The organism is Limnohabitans sp. TS-CS-82 (genome assembly GCF_002943475.1).
Genome location: NZ_PTQX01000010.1, coordinates 125,317 through 145,560, shown reverse-complemented (window position 1 = coordinate 145,560; position 20,244 = coordinate 125,317). Strand labels below are relative to the sequence as shown.

17 protein-coding genes are annotated in these 20,244 nt (G+C 58.9%); 12 read left to right on the top strand and 5 right to left on the bottom strand.

All coding sequences use genetic code 11. From position 1 onward, the window contains the following. Positions 1-4: 4 nt before the first annotated feature. From murD to lpxC, 9 genes are all read left to right on the top strand, one after another. On the top strand, positions 5-1,915 hold the full coding sequence (gene murD / locus C5F52_RS18985; protein WP_104799926.1) for a UDP-N-acetylmuramoyl-L-alanine--D-glutamate ligase: 1,911 nt from the start codon (positions 5-7) through the stop codon (positions 1,913-1,915). Between the two features lie 5 nt (positions 1,916-1,920). Continuing rightward, entirely contained in the window at positions 1,921-3,213 is a 1,293-nt protein-coding gene (ftsW, locus tag C5F52_RS18980; protein WP_104800000.1) for a putative lipid II flippase FtsW, read from the top strand. Then, positions 3,210-4,310: an undecaprenyldiphospho-muramoylpentapeptide beta-N-acetylglucosaminyltransferase gene (murG, locus tag C5F52_RS18975; protein WP_104799925.1), complete on the top strand. Its 1,101-nt coding sequence runs from the start codon at positions 3,210-3,212 to the stop codon at positions 4,308-4,310. Before ftsW ends, murG begins: the two co-directional genes overlap by 4 nt. Further along, positions 4,307-5,728 carry a UDP-N-acetylmuramate--L-alanine ligase gene (gene murC, locus C5F52_RS18970; protein ID WP_104799924.1) on the top strand — a complete coding sequence of 474 codons (1,422 nt, stop codon included), beginning with the start codon at positions 4,307-4,309 and terminating at the stop codon, positions 5,726-5,728. The genes murG and murC overlap by 4 nt, the downstream gene beginning before the upstream one ends. 3 nt (positions 5,729-5,731) lie before the next feature. Then, positions 5,732-6,715, top strand: a complete 984-nt coding sequence (locus C5F52_RS18965; RefSeq protein ID WP_104799923.1) for a D-alanine--D-alanine ligase — start codon at positions 5,732-5,734, stop codon at positions 6,713-6,715. Continuing rightward, on the top strand, positions 6,712-7,551 hold the full coding sequence (locus C5F52_RS18960; RefSeq protein WP_104799922.1) for a cell division protein FtsQ/DivIB: 840 nt from the start codon (positions 6,712-6,714) through the stop codon (positions 7,549-7,551). Before C5F52_RS18965 ends, C5F52_RS18960 begins: the two co-directional genes overlap by 4 nt. Positions 7,552-7,572: 21 nt before the next feature. Then, complete coding sequence (gene ftsA / locus C5F52_RS18955; RefSeq protein ID WP_104799921.1) at positions 7,573-8,802, top strand: cell division protein FtsA; 1,230 nt, start codon at positions 7,573-7,575, stop codon at positions 8,800-8,802. Positions 8,803-8,983: 181 nt separating this feature from the next. Next, positions 8,984-10,246 (top strand): cell division protein FtsZ, encoded by a 1,263-nt coding sequence (gene ftsZ / locus C5F52_RS18950; RefSeq protein WP_104799920.1) that lies wholly within the window; start codon positions 8,984-8,986, stop codon positions 10,244-10,246. Between the two features lie 66 nt (positions 10,247-10,312). Beyond that, positions 10,313-11,236: a UDP-3-O-acyl-N-acetylglucosamine deacetylase gene (gene lpxC, locus C5F52_RS18945; RefSeq protein WP_104799919.1), complete on the top strand. Its 924-nt coding sequence runs from the start codon at positions 10,313-10,315 to the stop codon at positions 11,234-11,236. A gap of 16 nt (positions 11,237-11,252) precedes the next feature. Here lpxC and ruvC read toward each other — a convergent pair whose 3' ends face one another. From ruvC to C5F52_RS18920, 5 genes are read right to left on the bottom strand one after another with little or no spacing between them, the layout of a single operon-like run. Next, complete coding sequence (gene ruvC, locus C5F52_RS18940; RefSeq protein WP_104799918.1) at positions 11,253-11,801, bottom strand: crossover junction endodeoxyribonuclease RuvC; 549 nt, start codon at positions 11,799-11,801, stop codon at positions 11,253-11,255. Between the two features lie 5 nt (positions 11,802-11,806). Continuing rightward, positions 11,807-12,544 carry a monofunctional biosynthetic peptidoglycan transglycosylase gene (gene mtgA / locus C5F52_RS18935; protein ID WP_104799917.1) on the bottom strand — a complete coding sequence of 246 codons (738 nt, stop codon included), beginning with the start codon at positions 12,542-12,544 and terminating at the stop codon, positions 11,807-11,809. A 13-nt stretch (positions 12,545-12,557) separates the two neighbouring features. Next, positions 12,558-13,439, bottom strand: coding sequence for an energy transducer TonB (locus C5F52_RS18930; RefSeq protein WP_369953281.1), 882 nt, complete (start codon positions 13,437-13,439; stop codon positions 12,558-12,560). Continuing rightward, on the bottom strand, positions 13,436-15,502 hold the full coding sequence (locus tag C5F52_RS18925; RefSeq protein ID WP_104799916.1) for a ribonuclease catalytic domain-containing protein: 2,067 nt from the start codon (positions 15,500-15,502) through the stop codon (positions 13,436-13,438). Before C5F52_RS18925 ends, C5F52_RS18930 begins: the two co-directional genes overlap by 4 nt. A 42-nt stretch (positions 15,503-15,544) precedes the next feature. Next, a complete protein-coding gene (locus C5F52_RS18920) occupies positions 15,545-16,171 on the bottom strand; it encodes a YqiA/YcfP family alpha/beta fold hydrolase (RefSeq protein WP_104799915.1) in 627 nt (208 codons plus the stop codon). Between the two features lie 45 nt (positions 16,172-16,216). On the opposite strand from C5F52_RS18920, the gene rodA reads away from it, so the two are divergent. The 3 genes from rodA to C5F52_RS18905 all read left to right on the top strand — a co-directional run bounded on the left by rodA (position 16,217) and on the right by C5F52_RS18905 (position 20,234). Then, positions 16,217-17,371, top strand: a complete 1,155-nt coding sequence (rodA, locus tag C5F52_RS18915; protein ID WP_104799914.1) for a rod shape-determining protein RodA — start codon at positions 16,217-16,219, stop codon at positions 17,369-17,371. Positions 17,372-17,395: 24 nt separating this feature from the next. Then, positions 17,396-18,856, top strand: coding sequence for a metalloprotease TldD (gene tldD, locus C5F52_RS18910; RefSeq protein WP_104799913.1), 1,461 nt, complete (start codon positions 17,396-17,398; stop codon positions 18,854-18,856). Between the two features lie 268 nt (positions 18,857-19,124). Continuing rightward, positions 19,125-20,234, top strand: a complete 1,110-nt coding sequence (locus C5F52_RS18905; RefSeq protein ID WP_104799912.1) for a 3-deoxy-7-phosphoheptulonate synthase — start codon at positions 19,125-19,127, stop codon at positions 20,232-20,234. The last annotated feature ends 10 nt before the right edge of the window (positions 20,235-20,244 follow it).

Below are 20,244 nucleotides of genomic sequence, written 5' to 3'. Positions count from 1 at the left end.
GACGATGCAGCAACTCCTCAACCAATCGGTGCTGATTCTGGGCTTGGGTGATTCCGGCTTGGCGATGGCGCGTTGGTGCGTGCGTTGCGGGGCGCAAGTGCAAGTGGTCGACACGCGTGCGGAGCCGCCGCATTTGGCAGCCTTGCGCAGCGAGTTGCCCCAAGTCACGTTTGTGCATGGCGCCTTTGATGCCGCGTTGTTGCAGGGTTCAGAAGATGGTCACGGCATTCGTGCCGTGTTCAAGAGCCCAGGTTTGAGTCCTGAGTCAGTGGCTTCGGTTTGGCAAGCGGCACAGGCTGCTGGTTTGTGGATCGGCACGGAACTTACCTTGTTTGCACAAGCCCTCAGTGATTTACAAATCACCGCGGCCTATCACCCCAAAGTGTTGGCGATCACGGGCACCAACGGTAAAACCACAGTCACGTCGTTGACCGGCCAGTTGTTAGAGCGTGCGGGTTTGCGCGTGGCCATCGCCGGCAACATCGGCCCCACCTTGCTCGACACCTTGTCGCAAGCGTTGGACGTCGCCGCTGTTCAAGAGGCCGAGGCCGCTGAAAAAGCCAAGGCCGAACAAGACGAACTGGATGCCGCACAGGCCGAAGAGGCCAAAGTGCAAGAAGCACTGGCGGCTGCGCAAGCGGCCAGCGTGTTGGCCGAGGCCAAACTCCAAGCCAGCGTGGACGCTGCATTGGCCGCCGCCGATCACGCGCAGCTCAGCATGACACTGACGCAGCACACGGAATCCCCCAAGGGGGAGGCTGTTGCCAGCCCTGACGCTGCAGAAAATGCCGATGTCAATGCGGAGCAGCCCCGTACTGAAGAAGCCGCTGCCGATACCCCCTTCGATGTCGAGTTGCCACAACTCGTGCCGCCACCTCCGCCACCGGTGGATCATCCTTACCTACCGCAAGTCTGGGTGTTGGAGTTGTCCAGCTTCCAGTTGGACGGCGTCACCAACTTCGAGCCCACCGCCGGTGCCGTGCTCAACCTCACCCAAGATCATTTGGATTGGCACGGCGACATGCGCGCCTATGCCGCGGCCAAAGCGCGCATTTTTGGTCAACACGGTCTGCTGGTGCTCAACCGCGAAGATTTGGGCGTGATGAACATGCTGCCCGAACCCGTGCGCGTGAAGTTGCAAAAACCCCAAGTGCGTGCACACGTCACCTTTGGCGGCGACCTGCCGCAACGTCCTGGTGACTACGGCATTGAGACCATCAACGGCATGACGTGGTTGGTGCGCGCCTTGGAAGCTGACGAAACACGTCGCCGCCGCAAAGACGATGCGGAAGAAATTCACATTCAACGCTTGATGCCCGCCGATGCCTTGCGCATTCGTGGCCGTCACAACGCGCTCAATGCTTTGGCCGCACTCGCTTTGGCGGGCAGTACCCAAGCCAGTTTGGCCCCGATGTTGTTTGGCTTGCGTGAATACCGCGGCGAGCCACACCGTGTCGAATCGGTCACGGTGTTGAACGACGTCGAGTACTTTGACGACAGCAAAGGCACCAACGTGGGCGCCACCGTGGCTGCCTTGCAAGGCTTGGGTGTGGATCGCCGTTTGGTGGTGATCTTGGGCGGCGATGGCAAGGGGCAAGATTTCTCGCCACTGCAAACGCCCATCACACACTACGCACGTGGCGTGGTGCTGATCGGGCGCGATGCCCCCGCTTTGCGCGAGGTGTTGCAAGACTGTGGCGTTCCCTTGGTCGACGCGGCGACTTTGCCTGACGCGGTGCTGCAAGCCAGTCGCATGGCCCAAGCGCGTGATGCGGTGTTGCTGTCGCCCGCTTGCGCGAGCCTCGACATGTTCCGCAACTACGCCCATCGCGCTGAGGTGTTTGTGAACGCTGTTCAAGCCTTGGCCGACGAAGCCGGACAGGCCTTGGATGGCACGCAAGGGGTCGGCGTATGACCGTGATGCGTCACCTCCACGTTGTGCCGCAGTTCTTGCGAGCCGTCGGGCAGCGCGTGAGTCGCCTGTGGGGCGCCGATCAGCCCGAGGCGGGCATCGATGTGTTGCCAGTGCGCGTGCAAGGCACCGAGTTCACCCACACCACGGCTTCGCCTGTGCATGTGAAGGGGTTCGATCAGCCTTTGGTGTGGGTCACGTTTGCCCTGCTGATGTTCGGTTTGGTGATGGTGTATTCGGCGTCGATTGCCATTCCTGATAACCCACGCATGGGCGCGGGGTACACCCCCACGCACTTTTTGCTGCGCCACGCCATGTCCTTGTTCGTGGCGTTTGTGGCCGCGTTGTTTGCCTTTCAAGTGCCCCTCAACACTTGGGAGCGCGTGGCACCTTGGGTGTTTGTGGTGTCCATCGTGTTGTTGATTGCCGTGTTGATGCCCTTCATTGGCAAATCGGTCAATGGCGCACGCCGTTGGATTGGCTTGGGGTTCATGAACTTCCAGCCCTCTGAGTTGGCCAAGTGGGGCGTGTTGCTGTACGCCGCCAACTACATGGTGCGCAAGATGGACGTGAAAGAAAAGTTCTTTGCCGCCGTGACGCCCATGGGTGCTGCGGTGTCCATCGTGGGCTTGCTGTTGCTGTCCGAGCCAGACATGGGCGCGTTCATGGTGATCGCGGTCATCGCCATGGGCATTTTGTTCTTGGGTGGCGTGAATGCGCGCATGTTCTTCTTGATCGCCACGGCGCTGATAGCGGTGTTTGGATTGATCATCGCGTCGTCGCCTTGGCGTCGCGAGCGTATTTTTGCGTACCTCGACCCGTGGAGCATGGAGCATGCGTTGGGCAAGGGTTACCAGTTGTCGCACTCGCTGATCGCCATCGGTCGCGGCGAGATATTTGGCGTGGGTTTGGGCGGCAGTGTTGAAAAACTCCATTGGTTGCCCGAAGCACACACCGACTTTTTGTTGGCGGTGATTGGTGAAGAATTTGGTTTTGTCGGCGTCGTGCTGGTGATTGGCATGTTCATGTGGCTGACACGCCGCATCATGTACATCGGTCGCCAAGCCATTGCCATGGACCGCGTGTTTGCCGGTTTGGTGGCGCAGGGCGTGGGCATTTGGATGGGCTTTCAATCGTTCATCAACATGGGCGTGAACCTCGGCGCTTTGCCCACCAAAGGTTTGACCTTGCCTTTGATGAGTTACGGCGGTTCGGCCATCTTGCTCAACCTCATCGCCATTGCGGTGGTGTTGCGCGTGGACTATGAAAACCGTGTGGTCATGCATGGAGGGCGGCTATGAACGTGCGCACCTCTCAGCCCACACGCACCGCTTTGATCATGGCGGGCGGCACAGGTGGTCACATTTTCCCAGGGTTGGCCGTGGCTGAACTGTTGCGTGCGCGCGGTTGGAATGTGCATTGGGTGGGCGCACCAGCCCCCAGCATGGAAAGCCGTTTGGTCCCTGCGCAAGGCATTGCCCTAGAAACGGTGCAGTTTGGCGGCGTGCGCGGCAAGGGCTTCAAGACCTTGGCGTTGTTGCCGTTCAAGCTTTTGCGTGCCTTCTGGCAAAGCCTGCAAGTGGTGCGTCGCGTGAAGCCCGATGCCGTGGTGGGCTTGGGCGGGTACATCAGTTTTCCTGCGGGTTTGATGGCTGTGTTGCTGGGCAAGCCCTTGGTGCTCCACGAACAAAACTCGGTGGCTGGTATGGCCAACAAAGTGTTGGCGCGTGTGGCACGTCGTGTGTTCACCGCATTCCCGAACGTGATGCCTCAAGCCGAGTGGGTGGGCAACCCTTTGCGTGAAGGTTTTGTCACGCAAGCCACACCGGCCGAGCGTTTTGCCAGCCGCAGTGGCCCCTTGCGTGTGTTGGTGGTCGGCGGCAGTTTGGGGGCGCAAGCATTGAACACCTTGGTGCCGCAAGCCTTGGCCTTGATTCCTGCAGCCCAACGTCCGACGGTCTTGCATCAAAGCGGTGCCAAACAAATCGACGCCCTGCAAGCCGCGTATGCGCAAGCGGGCGTGCAAGCCGAACTCACCCCGTTCATTGACGACACCGCACAAGCCTTTGCCGAGGCCGACATCGTCATTGCCCGCGCGGGTGCCAGCACCGTCACCGAATTGGCGGCGGTGGGCGTGGCGGCGATTTACGTGCCGTTCCCCCATGCGGTGGACGACCACCAAACCACCAACGCCCGTTTCTTGGTGGAAGCGGGCGGTGGCTGGTTGATTCCACAAGCCGAGTTGAACGCCCAAGACTTGGCCAACCGATTGCAATTCATGACACGCCGCACGCTGCAAGCGTGCGCAGAGAAAGCCTACGCGATGAGAAAAATTGACGCCGCACAAGCGGTGGTCGCTGCCTGCGAAACCTTGGCAGCCAAAGGGGAGAAGGCATGAAACACGCCATTCGTCACATCCATTTCGTCGGCATCGGCGGTGCAGGCATGAGCGGCATTGCCGAGGTGCTGCTGAATTTGGGCTATGTCATTTCAGGCTCTGACTTGTCAGACAGTGCCGCGTTGAAGCGATTGAAAAGCTTGGGCATCCAAACCTATGTGGGCCACGACGCCGCCAACATCGCGGGTGCCGATGCGGTGGTGACATCGACCGCCGTGCAAGCCAGCAACCCCGAAGTGGTGGCGGCGCACGCCAAGCTCGTGCCTGTGGTGCCGCGTGCCGTCATGTTGGCTGAGTTGATGCGCCTGAAAACCGGTGTGGCCATTGCGGGCACGCACGGCAAAACCACCACCACCAGTTTGGTAGCCAGTGTGCTGGCCGAAGCCGGCATGGACCCCACGTTTGTGATCGGCGGCAAGCTGACCAGCGCCGGTGCCAATGCCAAATTGGGCTCGGGCGACTACATCGTGGTCGAAGCCGACGAGTCGGATGCCTCGTTCTTGAACCTGCTGCCCGTGATGGCCGTGGTGACCAACATCGACGCCGATCACATGGACACGTATGGCCATGACTTCAACCGTTTGAAGGCAGCATTTGTTGAGTTTTTGCACCGCATGCCGTTTTACGGCGCCGCCATTTTGTGCACCGACGATGCGGCCGTGCGCAGCATCTTGTCGGATGTGTCGCGCCCGATCACCAGCTACGGTTTCAACGACCAAGCGCAAGTGCGTGCGGTGAACGTGCGTGCCGACAACGGTCGCATGTGTTTCACGGTGCAGCGTCGCAACGGCATCACGCTGCCCGACTTAGACATCACCCTGAACTTGGCGGGCGAGCACAACGTGCTCAATGCCTTGGCCGCCATTGCGATTGCGGTGGAGCTCAATGTGCCAGACGAGGCGGTGCAAAAAGCCCTGGCTGAATTCAAAGGCGTGGGTCGACGCTTCCAGCGTCATGGCGATGTGGCCGCGAAAACCGGTGGTGAGTTCACCCTCATCGAAGATTACGGTCACCACCCCGTGGAAGTGGCGGCCACCTTGGCTGCCGCACGCGGTGCGTTTCCGGGGCGTCGTTTGGTGTTGGCTTTCCAACCGCACCGTTACACGCGCACCCGCGATTGCTTTGAAGACTTCGTGCAGGTCATGGGCCGTGCCGATGTGTTGTGGCTGTCCGAGATTTATGCCGCGGGCGAAACGCCAATTGCCGCCGCCGATGGCCGCGCTTTGTCGCGTGCCATGCGTGTGGCGGGCCACGAAGCCTTGATCTTCGTGGATGACATTCAAAACATGGCCCAAGTCATTGCCGACAACGCCCAAGCCGGTGATGTGGTGATGTGCATGGGCGCAGGCTCCATTGGTCAAGTGCCCACCCAAGTTCTGGCCTTGGTCGAGCAACGTAACACTTCTGTGAAAAGCTAAGTCATGAGCGACACCACCACTTTCAACCTCCAAAGCGCCAAGGTCGCGGTGCTGATGGGAGGCATGTCGGCTGAGCGCGATGTGTCGATCATGTCGGGCACGGGCGTGCTCACGGCGCTGCAGTCCAAAGGTGTGAACGCGTTGGCGTTTGACCCCGCCGAGCGCAGCTTGGACGATCTCAAGCGCGAGGGCTTTACCCACGCCTTCATCGCCTTGCATGGCCGTTACGGCGAAGACGGTTCGGTGCAAGGCGCGCTGGAGTTGTTAGGCATCCCTTACACCGGTTCCGGCGTGATGGCCTCCGCGATGGCGATGGACAAAGTGATGACCAAGCGCGTGTGGTCGGCTGTCGGCTTGTCGACACCGGGCTATGTGTGGCTCGCACCCGAAGACCAAACGGCTGACAACATCCAAGCCATTCCCGCCAAGTTGGGTTTGCCTTTGATCGTCAAGCCGCCCCGCGAAGGCTCGTCGATTGGCATGAGCAAGGTGACCGATGCGTCGCAAATTCAAGCGGCCACGGCCTTGGCCACCCGCTACGACCCCGATTTGTTGTGCGAAGAATTCATCACGGGCGAAGAGTTGACCTGTCCGATTTTGGGCAACGGTCCGAACGCACGCGCTTTGCCTGTGGTGCGCATTGCCGCACCCGATGGTGCTTACGACTACCAAAACAAGTATTTCACCGACGACGTGAAATACCACTGTCCAAGCGGCTTGCCAGAGGCCGAGGAGCGTGAGATTCAACGCTTGGTTGTTGCCGCATACCGTGCCTTGGGTTGTCGTGGCTGGGGACGCGCCGACATCATGTTGCGCGCCAGTGACCGCAAACCCTTCTTGCTGGAGATGAACACATCCCCCGGCATGACCAGCCACTCGTTGGTGCCCATGTCGGCGCGCGCCGCAGGCATCAGCTACGAAGACCTGTGCTTGACGCTGCTGGCCAGCGCCACGCTCGATCACCCACAAGGACCTGCGCACGCATGACCACGCGCTACACCACCCACCTGCGCCCGCGCCCTGAGGTCAACACCTCCGTGGCCGTGCCGCTGGACGTTCGTCTGATGCACATGGCGGCTTCGCTCATGTTTGTGTCGGTGATCGTGGGTGTGTTGTGTGCCGGTGTGTGGGCCTTGGTGCGATTGCCTGCGTTTGCCTTGACCGGTATCACGGTGCTGGGCGAGGTGGAACACAACAACGCGGTGACCTTGCGTGCCAATGTGGCGTCGAAGTTGACGGGTAATTTCTTCACGGCGGATTTGGGCCGCGTTCGCAGCACGTTCGAGAGCGTGCCTTGGGTGCGTTTGGCCACCGTGCAGCGCGAGTTTCCCAATCGCTTGCGTGTGACCTTGCAAGAGCATCAGCCCGTGGCGTTTTGGGGCGATGACAGTGACGCGCGCATGGTCAACACCTACGGCGAGGTTTTTGAAGCCAATGTGGGTGACTTGGACGACGACAACCTGCCACGTTTGAGTGGGCCCGACAGCCAGTCGGAGCAGGTGTTGGCGATGTATTTGGCCTTGGCGCCTGTGTTCAAAAATATGACCTTGGCGCTCGACAGCTTAGAGCTCACAGGGCGTGGCAGCTGGCGTGCCCATGTGGGCCGTGGTGCGGTGATTGAGTTGGGGCGTGGCAACACGCAAGAGGTGATGGCGCGCATGCAAGTGATGGGTCAGACCTTGGTGCAAGTCACCCAAAAATTGGGCCGCAAGGTCGGTGCCATTGAGTCGGCAGACTTGCGGCACGAAAACGGTTATGCGCTTCGTTTGCGCGGTGTCAGCACCCAAGATGTGTTGGCCCCACGCGCACGAACTGGGCGATAGAAGAGAAAGAACGAGGCTGTTATGGCAAAAGAGTACAAAGATTTGGTGGTCGGCTTAGACATTGGCACAGCCAAGGTCATGGTCGTGGTCGCCGAAGTTCTGCCTGGCGGTGAGCTCAAGCTCGCAGGCTTGGGTGTGTCGCCCAGTAACGGTTTGAAGCGCGGTGTGGTGGTCAACATCGATGCCACGGTGCAAAGTATTCAGCAGGCCTTGAAAGAAGCCGAGTTGATGGCTGACTGCAAGATCACGCGCGTGTACACCGGCATCACGGGCAGCCACATTCGCGGCATCAACTCCACCGGCATGGTGGCGGTGAAAGACAAAGAAGTCACCGCGCCGGATGTGGCGCGTGTGGTGGAGACGGCCAAGGCCATCAACATCTCGACTGACCAACGTTTGTTGTTGGTGCAGCCGCAAGAATTTGTGATTGACGGCCAAGACGTGCGTGAGCCCATTGGCATGAGCGGCATTCGCTTGGAAGCCAAGGTGCACATCGTCACGGGCGCGCAAAGCGCGGCAGAAAACATCATCAAGTGCGTGCGTCGCTGCGGCTTGGATGTGGACCAGTTGATGCTCAACCCCTTGGCGTCGAGTTTGTCGGTGTTGACCGATGACGAGCGCGAGTTGGGCGTGGCGTTGGTAGACATTGGCGCAGGCACCACCGACGTGGCCATCTTTACCAACGGTGCGATCCGTCACACCGCCGTGATTCCGATTGCGGGTGACTTGATCACCAGCGACATCGCGATGGCCTTGCGCACGCCCACCAAAGATGCGGAAGAAATCAAGATCGAATCGGGCTATGCCAAGCAGATGCTGGCTGACCCAGAGGTGCAAGTCGAAGTGCCAGGCTTGGGTGACCGCGCACCGCGCATGCTCAGCCGTCAAGCATTGGCTGGCGTGATTGAGCCGCGTGTGGAAGAGATTTTTTCGTTGGTGCAACAAGTCATCCGCGAATCGGGCTACGAAGAAGTGTTGTCGTCAGGCATTGTGCTGACCGGCGGCAGCGCGGTGATGCCCGGCATGGTGGAGCTGGGCGAAGATATTTTCTTGAAGCCTGTGCGTCGCGGTGTGCCGCACTACAAGAGCGCCTTGGCCGACATGGTGTCGCAACCACGCTCTGCCACGGTGATGGGCTTGCTGGAAGAGGCGCGCATGGCGCGTCTGCGCGGGTTCAAAGTGTCGCAAAAGAGCGGATCGGTCAAGTCAGCGATGGACCGGTTCAAAGACTGGATCGTGGGGAATTTTTAACCATGATTCCGTTTCACAAACTTTATCTCGCGCGTGGCAGTCCGCCACCGAGGCGGCTCAGCGGTCGACGATGGCGACCCTGCGCTGCAACTGCTCCTCCATCCTGAGGGCGCAGCATGAACACACAAGAATTTTTGAAATCAAGGCAACTGCAAATTTTTAGATCGATAGGAGAAAAATCATGAGCATCGAAATGATCGAAGTAGAAACATTCAACTCAGGCACCCAAATCAAAGTGATTGGCGTGGGCGGCGGCGGCGGTAACGCCGTTGAGCACATGATTCGCTCAGGCGTGCAAGGTGTGGAGTTCGTCACAGCGAACACCGATGCGCAAGCGTTGCGCGTGAGCAATGCCCACAAAGTGATCCAGCTCGGCGAAAGCGGCTTGGGCGCTGGCAGCAAGCCAGAGCGCGGCCGTGAAGCAGCAGAAGCCGCTATCGATGAAATTCGCTCTGCGCTCGAAGGCACCAACATGCTGTTCGTGACCGCCGGTATGGGCGGCGGTACTGGCACAGGCGCTGCGCCTGTAGTGGCACGCGTGGCACGCGAAATGGGCATCTTGACCGTGGGCGTGGTCACCAAGCCGTTCGAGTTTGAAGGCAACCGCCGCATGGGCAACGCCGAAGCTGGCTTGGCCGAACTCGAAGCCAATGTGGACTCCTTGATCGTGGTGTTGAACGACAAGTTGATGGACGTGTTGGGCGACGATGCCAGCCAAGACGAAGCGTTTGCTTTTGCCAACGACGTGTTGAAAAACTCGGTCGGCGGTATTGCCGAGATCATCAACGTGGAAGCTTTGGTGAACGTCGACTTTGAAGACGTGCGCACCGTGATGAGCGAAACCGGCAAGGCCATGATGGGCACGGCGGTGGCCAATGGTCCAGACCGTGCACGCATTGCGGCTGAACAAGCCGTGGCTTGTCCGTTGCTCGAAGGCGTGGACATGTCTGGTGCCAAGGGCGTGTTGGTGCTGATCACCGCGGCGAAGGGGGGCTTGAAGATGTCTGAGTCGCGCGAAGCCATGAATACGATTCGCAAGTTCGCTTCGCCAGACGCGCACGTCATTTACGGTACGGCTTACGACGAAGCTTTGGGCGACCAAATTCGCGTGACCGTGGTGGCCACAGGTTTGGCTGGTGGCCGTCGCGCTGCACCTCAATTGCAAGTGTTGCGCACAGGTACGGACGGCATGAGCTTTCCCACCACCCAAGCCCCTAACGCATCGCCTGCCGGCTTGATGGCCGCGGCTTCTGCGGGTTTGTCAGGCTTGGCGTCTGGTTTGGGCGTGGGCACTACCCGTGCACAGCCTGACTACAACAGCATGGCCGTGCCTAGCGTGTGGCGCACCAACCGCACCCAAGCGGCAGCCAAGGTCGACGCGTTGTCCTCCGGCGGCATGGACGATTACGAAATTCCAGCTTTCTTGCGCAAGCAAGCCGACTAAGAATTTAGATCGCGACGATTGAACAGATCAATCCCCTGAAAAGAGGGGATTGATTAAAATTCATCCGTGCTTAAACAAAGAACCCTTCAATCCCTCACCAAAGCGGTGGGTGTCGGCTTACACAGCGGTCAACGCGTGGAGCTGACCCTCCGGCCTGCGCAACCCGACACGGGCATCGTCTTCCGGCGGGTGGATTTGCCGCAGCCGATCGACATTCCGATCAGCGCGACCGCCGTGACCGACACGCGCTTGGCTTCGACCATTTCCAATGGCGGCGCCAAAGTGTTCACCGTCGAGCATTTGATGTCGGCTTGTGCTGGCTTGGGGATTGATAACCTCACCATCGACATCACCGCTGAAGAAGTGCCCATCTTGGATGGCTCCGCGTCGTCGTTTGTGTTTTTGTTGCAAAGCGCGGGCATCGTCGAGCAAGACGCGCCCAAGCGTTTCATTCGCGTGCTCAAGACGGTGGAAGTGCGCGAAGGCGAGGGCGACAACGTGAAGTGGGCGCGCTTAGAGCCACACCATGGTTACAAGCTCAGTTTTGAAATTGACTTTCACCACCCAGCGGTTGACTCCACAGGGCAAAGCGTGGTGTTTGACACCGACACCCACAGCTACACCCGCGACATCGCGCGCGCGCGCACCTTTGGCTTCACCCGCGATGTGGAGATGCTGCGTGCCAATGGCTTGGCGTTAGGTGGCGGCTTAGACAACGCCATCGTGATGGATGACTACAAGGTTTTGAACAGCGACGGATTGCGCTATGACGACGAGTTTGTGAAACACAAAATTCTCGATGCCATGGGCGATTTGTATTTGATCGGTAAACCCTTGCTCGCGTCGTATGTGGCGTTTCGATCCGGTCACGCCATGAACAACAAGCTGTTACGCGAATTGTTAAGCCGCCCAGACGCGTACGACCTCGTGACGTTTGCCGATGTGCGCAAAGCACCACAGGGTTTGGCACATCTCGCCCCTGCTTGGTAATTCACGACCGAAAAATTTAGCGACTACGCCCTGCGCGGTACATGCCGCTGGTTTTGCGATCCAAGGGGGTCGCTGCTGCCAAGCGAGCCATGGCGTGTCCTGCGTGGGCATGTGTGATGGCCAAGCCCAACGCGTCGGCCGCATCAGGGCCAGGCAGGCCGGGCAGGTTGAGCAAGCGTTTGACCATTTCCTGCACCTGTTCTTTTTTCGCCATGCCGTGTCCGGCAACCGCTTGCTTCATTTGCAAAGCGGTGTATTCGGCCACAGGTAAATCGCACGTGACCAAGGCGGTCACGCAAGCGCCGCGTGCTTGGCCCAGCAGCAACGTGGCTTGTGGGTTGACGTTGACGAACACAATTTCAACCGCCGAGCAGTCGGGTTTGTAACGCTCGACCACTTCATGGATGCCGTCAAACAAGACCTTCAAGCGCTCAGGCAAATTCCCTTGGGCCTCTTTGTTGGTGCGGATGGTGCCGCTGGCGACGTACAGCAGTTGGTTGCCGTGCTTTTCCACCACGCCAAAACCGGTGGTACGAAGGCCAGGATCGATGCCGAGAATACGCATGGCGGTTAAGGCAACTGCGCGCTGTTCATGCGCGAGACGATGATTTCGGTGCGACCAGCCAAGTAGTCAGATTGCGGGAACTTTTGGTAGTACTTCGGGCGTGGCAGCATCACGGCCAAGCGCCCAGCTTCCCATGGCGTGAGTTGTGAAGCTGGCTTGCCAAAGTAATGCTGAGCGGCTGCCTCGGCGCCAAAAATACCTTCGCCCCATTCCACATGGTTGAGGTAAATCTCCAAAATACGCGGTTTGTTCAACAGAGCTTCTAGCATCAAGGTCAGCACAAACTCTTGACCTTTGCGCACCAAGGTGCGTTCGCCAGAGAGAAACAAGTTTTTCGCCAACTGCTGCGTGATGGTCGACCCGCCCACCACTTTGGGGGGGCGTGTTTTGTTGGCACGGCTGGCTTGCAATTCAGCCTTGGCATTTTTAGCCCAAGCTTTTTCAATCGCCTCCCACTGCACACCGTCGTGTTGGGCAAAGATGTCATCTTCCGACGCAATGACGGCGCGTTTCAAATGGTTGGAGATGGCGCTGTAGGGCACCCAGTCTTGTCGCCAGCGAAGTTGGTCTTTTGAGTTGGCGAGGCGCCACGCTTCCGAGCGCTCGAACGCGGTGGACTCGGGCGCCACACGCGCCATCACCGCGATGCGCGCGAGGAAGAAAAATTGCAAGCAAACCCAAGCCGTCAAGATCAGCAGCAGCCAGCTCAGCAGCGGACGAAAACGTGGGCCAGAGAGGTTCATGCAGGCCACACGTTCAGTTGACAGGCGCTTCGCCGCGCGTGTGCAAAGCGTTGTCTCGTCCAAACACGAAGCGCGAAATTACGCCTAGCTGGTCGGCTTTTTGGCGCATCTCGTCGGTGAACTCACCAAACGGCCCTGCACTGGTGACGATGGCTTGTGCGCGACGGTCGAGGTCGGTTTGGCCCGAGCTTTGGACGATCTCTGTTTTGAGCACGCGCCCATCGGGTGTGATCGTGATGAGCATGGTCAGTTCGCCATAGAGTTTGTGGCCATCACGTTCTGGGAAGTAGCGCGTGCCTCGATCCTCAATCTTGCGTTTGAGCGCGTCGTAATACAGCGCGTAAGCCACTTCGCGGGTGGCGGGGCTCACGTAATGCTTGGTGGGACGCGCATTTTCTTGTTCGATGCGTTGTTCAATTTCGGCCAGCAGTTTGAGCATTTGGCGACGTCGCTGCTCAATTTCTTCGCGCTCGGCTTGGCTCTTGTTGGGCTGCGGTGGCGGCAATTGGGCCAGCATGGCTTTGACTTGGGCCAGCAACAGGGATTGCTCTTTTTTCAACCCCGCCACTTGGCGCTGTACGTTGGCCACGCTGTCGCCGCTGTTGGTGACGTTGGACATGGCAAGGGGCGAAGCGGCGCGACCGGTTTTGAGTTCACCCCCGCCCGCCAGTTGGGTTTGCGCCAAGGCTTGGGCCTTGTCGGGCGCCTCGGATTTGGCGTGGGTGTTGACCAAAATCACTTCCAAGGTCGTGTCGTCAAACAGGCGCTGAAAGCGTTCAGGGTCTGCAATGCGCAGCGTCAAGATGGCGACGTGCACGGTCAACGACAGTATCAGGGCCACCTGCAAGGTGGTCCAGCGCGACAAGTACGTGTGCAGCAGCGTCAAGGCTTTCACGAGACGGTGGCCTCCGTGTTTGGGTCCTCGTTGACATCGACGGCAATGGCGAGTGGACCGGCGGCGTTGTCGTCGTCCTCTTCGGGGGCTTCGCTGGCATCGGTGCCCATGGGGTCGTCTGCGTCCAGTACGTTCAAGAGATGACCAGTGATGTCGAGCGTGATGTCATCGATGTCGCTCAACCGCACTTGCAGACGCGCGCCGCGCGGCACATCACCTGCACTCATGACGGGGAACACCAAGGGCAGGGTGTCGGCACGCGCCATGGGCGGGTGACCAGGGAAGGTTTTGAACACCGTGGCGGTGAGTTCGGTGATGTTGTTTTGTTTCAAGTACTGCAAGGTCCAAAAGCGTTCCATGCCGTTTTGGTAGCCGTTGTAAGCGCTGTAGGCACCATCAAACGCCGAGATGATCGAGAACAACTCCGCGTCTTTGGGCTTGAACGGCGCGGCCAAAGCGGCGGTGCTGCCGTGTTTGGCGCAGGCAATGATTTGCCATTGGTTGACCAAGTCGGTGTAGCGGCGCAGGGGGGAGGTGCTCCATGCGTAGCTGGGCACGCCAATGCCTGCGTGGGGCAAAGCTTTGGTGCCCATGCGCACTTTGACGCCGGGCAGCAAGCTGGCTTGGCTGCGGTAAATGCCGGGTACGCCGAGGTCGGCCATCCAGCTGCCCCACGTGCTGTTGGCCAAAATCATGGCCTCGGCCACCATCAGGTCTAACGGTGCGCCGCGTTGGCGGGTGGTGATTTGCACTTGCTCGAAGCCTTGGGGCTCAGCGCCTTCGTTGCCGACCAAACGGAAGTTGTAGTCGGGACGGTTGAAGGTTTCGGGCTTGCCGCGCACCACTTCGCGTTGGGCTTTGAGGTGTTGGGCCAAGCGGAACAAGAAGGCCAACTGATCGCGTGGCATGGCGGGTTCTTGCACGCCAGCTTCGTGGCTGAAGCTGCTGTCTTTGAGCCAAGCTTCGGTGACGATGCTGTCGAGTTGGTCGTGGCGCAAGTTGGCGGCGATGGTCACGCGCTCCACGCGGGTTTCGGCTTTCTGTTGGGCCAAGGTGGCTTCGTCAAAGGTGACGTACAGCGACACGGCAGGGCAGTCGCGGCCCTCTTGCAGCGTGTAGGTTTGCACCACATCGTCGGGCAACATGGTGATTTTGTAGCCGGGCATGTAGACGGTGGACAAGCGGTTGCGGCCCAGTTGGTCAATCGGGCTGCCAGGCTTCAAGGCCAGTGCCGGTGCGGCAATGTGAATGCCCAGCGTGACCGTGCCTGTGCCCAAACCTTGGACGGACAAAGCATCGTCGATCTCGGTGGTTTGCGAGTCGTCGATGGAGTAAGCCTGAGCCGTGGACAGCGGCAATTCGTCCGCAATGGCGGGCGCTTGCAAGGCGGGAAAGCCCGTGCCTTTGGGGAAGTTGTCAAACAAGAACCGCTGCCAGTGGAACTGGTAAGCCGAGGTGATAGCGCCTGCGCGTTGCAGCAAGGCCAAGGGCGCAGTTTGGGTGGCGCGGGCCGCGTCGACCACGGCTTTGTACTCGGGCGCGTTTTTGTCGGGCCGGAACAAAATTTTGTAGAGCTGCGTTTGAATGGGCGCGGGGCAAGTGCCTTGTGCCAGTTCTGCTGCCCAAGCTTCAATTTGCGCCTGAAGTTGTTTCTTCTTTTCGATGCCTGCCAAGGCTTGCTGAATCACGTCGGCCGAAGCCTTTTTGAAACGGCCTTTGCCAGCACGGCGGAAATAGTGGGGGGCTTCGAACAAGCGCAGCAAGGCCGCGGTTTGCTCGGTCAGCGTGGCTTGCGCGCTGAAGTATTCGCGGGCCAAGTCGGCAAAACCGAACTCGTCTTCGGGGGCGAACTCCCACGCGAGGTCGAGCTCAATGGTGGCGCTCACGGCTTGGGCCTCGCGCATCAAGTCAGCGGGTGAGGGCTTGTCAAACTTGATCAAGATATGGGCGGCTTTGACCTTGACCCGTTTGCCGGATTCCAGCTCAATTTGGGCCGAGCTTTCAGCTTCGGAGAGGATGCGGCCCGTCTGGAATTTACCAGCGTCTTCAAACAATGCGTACATGGGCGCAATTGTCCCATGATCGCCTTGGCGGTTCGCCTGGGATCACGCCAAACCTAAAAATGCCAACACATGGGGAAGGTGGGCGTCGAAGTCGCTCAGGGCGTGGTCGCCCCCTTCAATCAGCACCTGCTGGGCGTTGGCGTAGCGTGCGGTCATTTCGCGCCAATCCAGCACTTCGTCGCCTTTGGCGATCAAGGCCAGCAGCTGATCTGGGCTTGGTTGAAAGGCGGGGCGTTCCAGCGCCCGCAACTCGTCCACAAACTCGGGCGCAAAGTAAAACCGTTCGTCGGGGTTGTGCCAAGCGGTTTGCTCGCCGATGTACTTGGCCAAATCGCGGGCAGGGAACACGGCGGGGTTGATCAAGACCGCCTTGCACCCGCGCTGTGCGGCCACCCACGTGGCGTAATACCCGCCCAAGGACGAGCCCATCACGGCCATGGTTTGCATGGGCCAGTCTGCGGTGCCTTCAGCGATCAAGGCGGCTGCGGCTTGCGGGGAAGGCGGCAGTTGCGGACACCACCACGTCACCGCCGGAAAGCGCTCGGCCATGAGCACCGCCATGTGACGCGCTTTGGTGGACTGTGGCGAGGAGCGAAAACCGTGCAAATAAAGCAGATGTGTGATGGCGTTTGTCTGCGCGGCAACAAAGGGGGCTGGGGTTTGAGGCATGGCAGAAATCCTAGCAGCCGCTGGCGAAAAGAGATAATCCAGCTTATGCCCACTGTGATCCACAAACCCAGCCCATTTCAACGCTTGATGCCATTGCTGCGAGGCTTTGACGGACCTTTGGCGTTTGGCGTTTTTTTGCTGGCGTGTGCGGGCCTGTTGACCATGTATTCGTCCGGCTTTGCCAATGGTGCGCGTTTCTTTGACCACGGTCGCAACATGTTGATCGCTGGCTTCATCATGTTTGTGGTGGCCCAGATCCCACCGCAACGTTTGCTGGCGTTTGCGGTGCCCTTGTACACCGTAGGGGTGGCTTTGTTGGTGGCGGTGGCGCTGTTTGGCTTGACCAAAAAGGGCGCACGTCGCTGGCTGAACATCGGTGTGGTGATTCAACCCAGCGAGATCATGAAAATTGCCATGCCGTTGATGTTGGCGTGGTGGTTCCAAAAGCGCGAAGGTCAATTGCGTCCACTCGACTTTTTGGTGGCGGGCCTGCTGTTGTTGGTGCCTGTGGGTTTGATCATGCGTCAGCCTGACTTGGGCACATCCATTTTGGTTTTGTCTGCGGGGGTCGCGGTGATCTTCTTTGCCGGCTTGAGTTGGTTTTTGATCGTGCCACCCATCGTGCTGGGCCTGATTGGCATTGCCTTGGTGGTAATTTTTGAGCCCACGTTGTGCGCCGACGGTTTCCGCTGGCCCATCTTGCACGACTACCAACAGCAGCGCATCTGTACCCTGCTCGACCCCTCGCGAGACCCGTTGGGCAAAGGCTTCCACATCATCCAAGGCATGATCGCCATTGGCTCGGGCGGCTTCTGGGGCAAGGGCTTCATGCAAGGCACCCAAACCCACCTCGATTTCATTCCCGAACGCACCACCGACTTTGTGTTCGCTGCGTTTGGCGAAGAGTTTGGCCTGTTTGGTAATTTGATGCTCATCGCGGGCTTCATCTTCTTGGTGTTCAGGGGCTTGGCCATCGCTGTTGAAGGCCCCACTTTGTTTGCGCGGCTTTTGGCGGGCAGCATCACCTTGAGTTTTTTCATCTATGCCTTTGTGAACATGGGCATGGTCAGCGGCATCTTGCCCGTGGTGGGCGTGCCTTTACCCTTCATCAGCTATGGCGGCACCGCGATGGTGACGCTGGGTCTTGGCCTTGGCATTTTGATGTCTGTGGCCAAAGCCAAGCAACTGGTGCAGTCTTGACGCTTGACTTCTACAATCCATCCCATGATTTCACGTGAACCCACCCTCGAACGCTTGAGCGTTGCCCGTCAACTGTTGTTGGAGCCTTTTGGTTTGGACGAGACGCACTTGGCGCGTACCTTGGCTGAAATCAAGGCCCACCAAGTGGATGAGGCTGATTTGTACTTTCAGTACACCCGCTCCGAAGGTTGGAGTTTGGAAGAGGGCATTGTCAAAACTGGCTCGTTCAGCATCGATCAAGGCGTTGGCGTTCGCGCGGTGAGTGGCGAAAAAACAGCATTCGCCTATTCGGACGATATTTCTGAAGCCTCGTTGCTCGACGCGGCTCGCACGGTACGCACCATCGGTGCGGCCTCGAAAAGCGGGCGCGTCAAGGTGCCGTCGCGCAAGGTGGCGCCCAGCCGTTCGTTGTACCGTGACCTCGATCCGATTGCCTCGCTCGACAGCACCGAGAAAGTGGCCTTGCTGGGGCGCGTGGAGCAAATGGCACGCGCCAAAGACCCTCGCATCATTCAAGTCATGGCCGGTTTGGCCAGCGAGTACGACGTGGTGATGGTGGTGCGCGCGGATGGCACTTTGGCCGCCGATGTGCGCCCTTTGGTGCGCCTGAGTGTGTCGGTGATTGCCGAGCAAAACGGGCGCCGTGAAACAGGATCGGGCGGCGGCGGCGGGCGCTTTGGTTTGACGCATTTCGACGATGCGCTGGTGCAAAGCTATGTGGACGAAGCCGTCAAATGCGCGCTGACCAACTTGGAAGCACGCCCAGCACCGGCCGGTGAAATGAGCGTGGTGTTGGGCCCAGGTTGGCCAGGCATCTTGCTGCACGAAGCGATCGGTCACGGTTTGGAAGGTGATTTCAACCGCAAAGGCTCCAGCGCTTTCAGTGGTCGCATTGGCCAACGCGTGGCCGCCAAAGGCGTGACCGTGCTCGACGATGGCACCTTGCCAGACCGCCGTGGCTCGCTTAACGTGGATGACGAAGGCAATGCCAGCCAACGCAATGTGTTGATCGAAGATGGCATCTTGAAGGGCTACATCCAAGACGCCATGAATGCGCGTTTGATGGGTGTCAAGCCCACAGGCAATGGCCGCCGCGAGAGCTACGCGCATGTGCCGATGCCACGCATGACGAACACGTACATGTTGGGCGGTGACAAGTCGCCTGAAGAAATTGTGTCGAGCTTGAAGAAGGGCTTGTACGCGGTGAACTTTGGTGGCGGTCAGGTGGACATCACGTCGGGCAAGTTTGTGTTTTCGACCAGCCAAGCGTTTTGGGTAGAAAACGGCAAGATTCAATACCCTGTCAAAGGCGCCACCTTGGTGGGCAATGGCCCAGATGCCTTGACGCGCGTGAGCTTGATTGGCAACGACATGGCGCTCGACACGGGCGTTGGCACCTGCGGTAAAGAAGGCCAAAGCGTGCCCGTGGGCGTGGGTCAGCCGACCTTGCGCATTGATGGTTTGACGGTGGGTGGAACGGCTTAACCCCCGTGTGATGCGCAGCACCCGACTCAGGCGTTGCGTGTAAACCCCAGTGATTTGTCAGCAAACTGCCAGAATCCCTGTGCTACATTCCGATTCATGACTTCAGCCCGTTTTTATTTTGCTTACTTTTTTATCTCACGCCCCCACGGCGGTCGAGAGATCTGAACGTAGCCCAAACGCTCTGAACTCCCAAACCAACCGCCGGACTCCCGGCGGTTTTTTTTTGCCAAATTTTTAAATCACTTTTTTCAAACTTCAGGACGAGATCATGAAAACCCACACAAGTTATCCAAGCCACGTTGAAAACACCAGTCAAACCGACGATCAACGTATCAAGGACATCACCGTGCTGCCTCCTCCCGAACATTTGATTCGCTTCTTCCCGATCCAAGACACACCGGTCGAGAAGCTCATCACGCACACTCGCAAGACCATCCACCACATCATGAACGGCAAGGATGACCGTTTGTTGGTGGTGATTGGCCCATGCTCCATCCACGACCCCGCTGCCGCGATTGACTACGCACGCCGCTTGCAACCGCTGCGCGACAAGTACGCTGACACCTTGGAAATCGTGATGCGCGTGTACTTCGAAAAACCACGCACCACAGTGGGCTGGAAGGGATTGATCAACGACCCGTACTTGGACGAGAGTTTCCGCATCGACGAAGGCTTGCGCATTGCACGCCAGCTGCTGATCGAGATCAACCGCTTGGGTCTGCCCGCTGGCAGCGAATTCTTGGATGCGATCAGCCCGCAATACATTGGCGACTTGATTTCGTGGGGCGCGATTGGGGCGCGCACGACCGAGAGCCAAGTGCACCGCGAGTTGGCTTCGGGTATTTCTGCCCCGATCGGTTTCAAAAACGGGACCGACGGCAACATCAAAATTGCCACCGACGCGATTCAAGCAGCAGCGGGCGCGCACCACTTTTTGTCGATTCACAAAAATGGCCAAGTGGCGATTGTGCAAACCAAGGGCAACAAAGACTGCCACGTCATCTTGCGCGGTGGCAAAACGCCTAACTACGACGCAGCCAGCGTGACCGCTGCTTGCGAAGAGTTGGCCAAAGCCAAGTTGCCAGCGACCTTGATGGTGGATTGCAGCCATGCCAACAGCAGCAAGCAGCACGAGCGTCAGTTGGTCGTGGCAAAGGATATTGCCGAGCAAATCACGGGTGGTTCACACCAAGTGTTTGGCGTGATGATTGAAAGCCACATTCACGGCGGTGCGCAGAAGTTCACCCCAGGCAAAGACGATGTGTCCAAGCTGGAATATGGCAAGAGCATCACCGATGCGTGCTTGGATTGGGATGACTCGGTGGCTGCGTTGGACGTTTTGTCTGACGCTGTGGCCGCGCGTCGCAAGCGTTCTTAACGCGACGCGC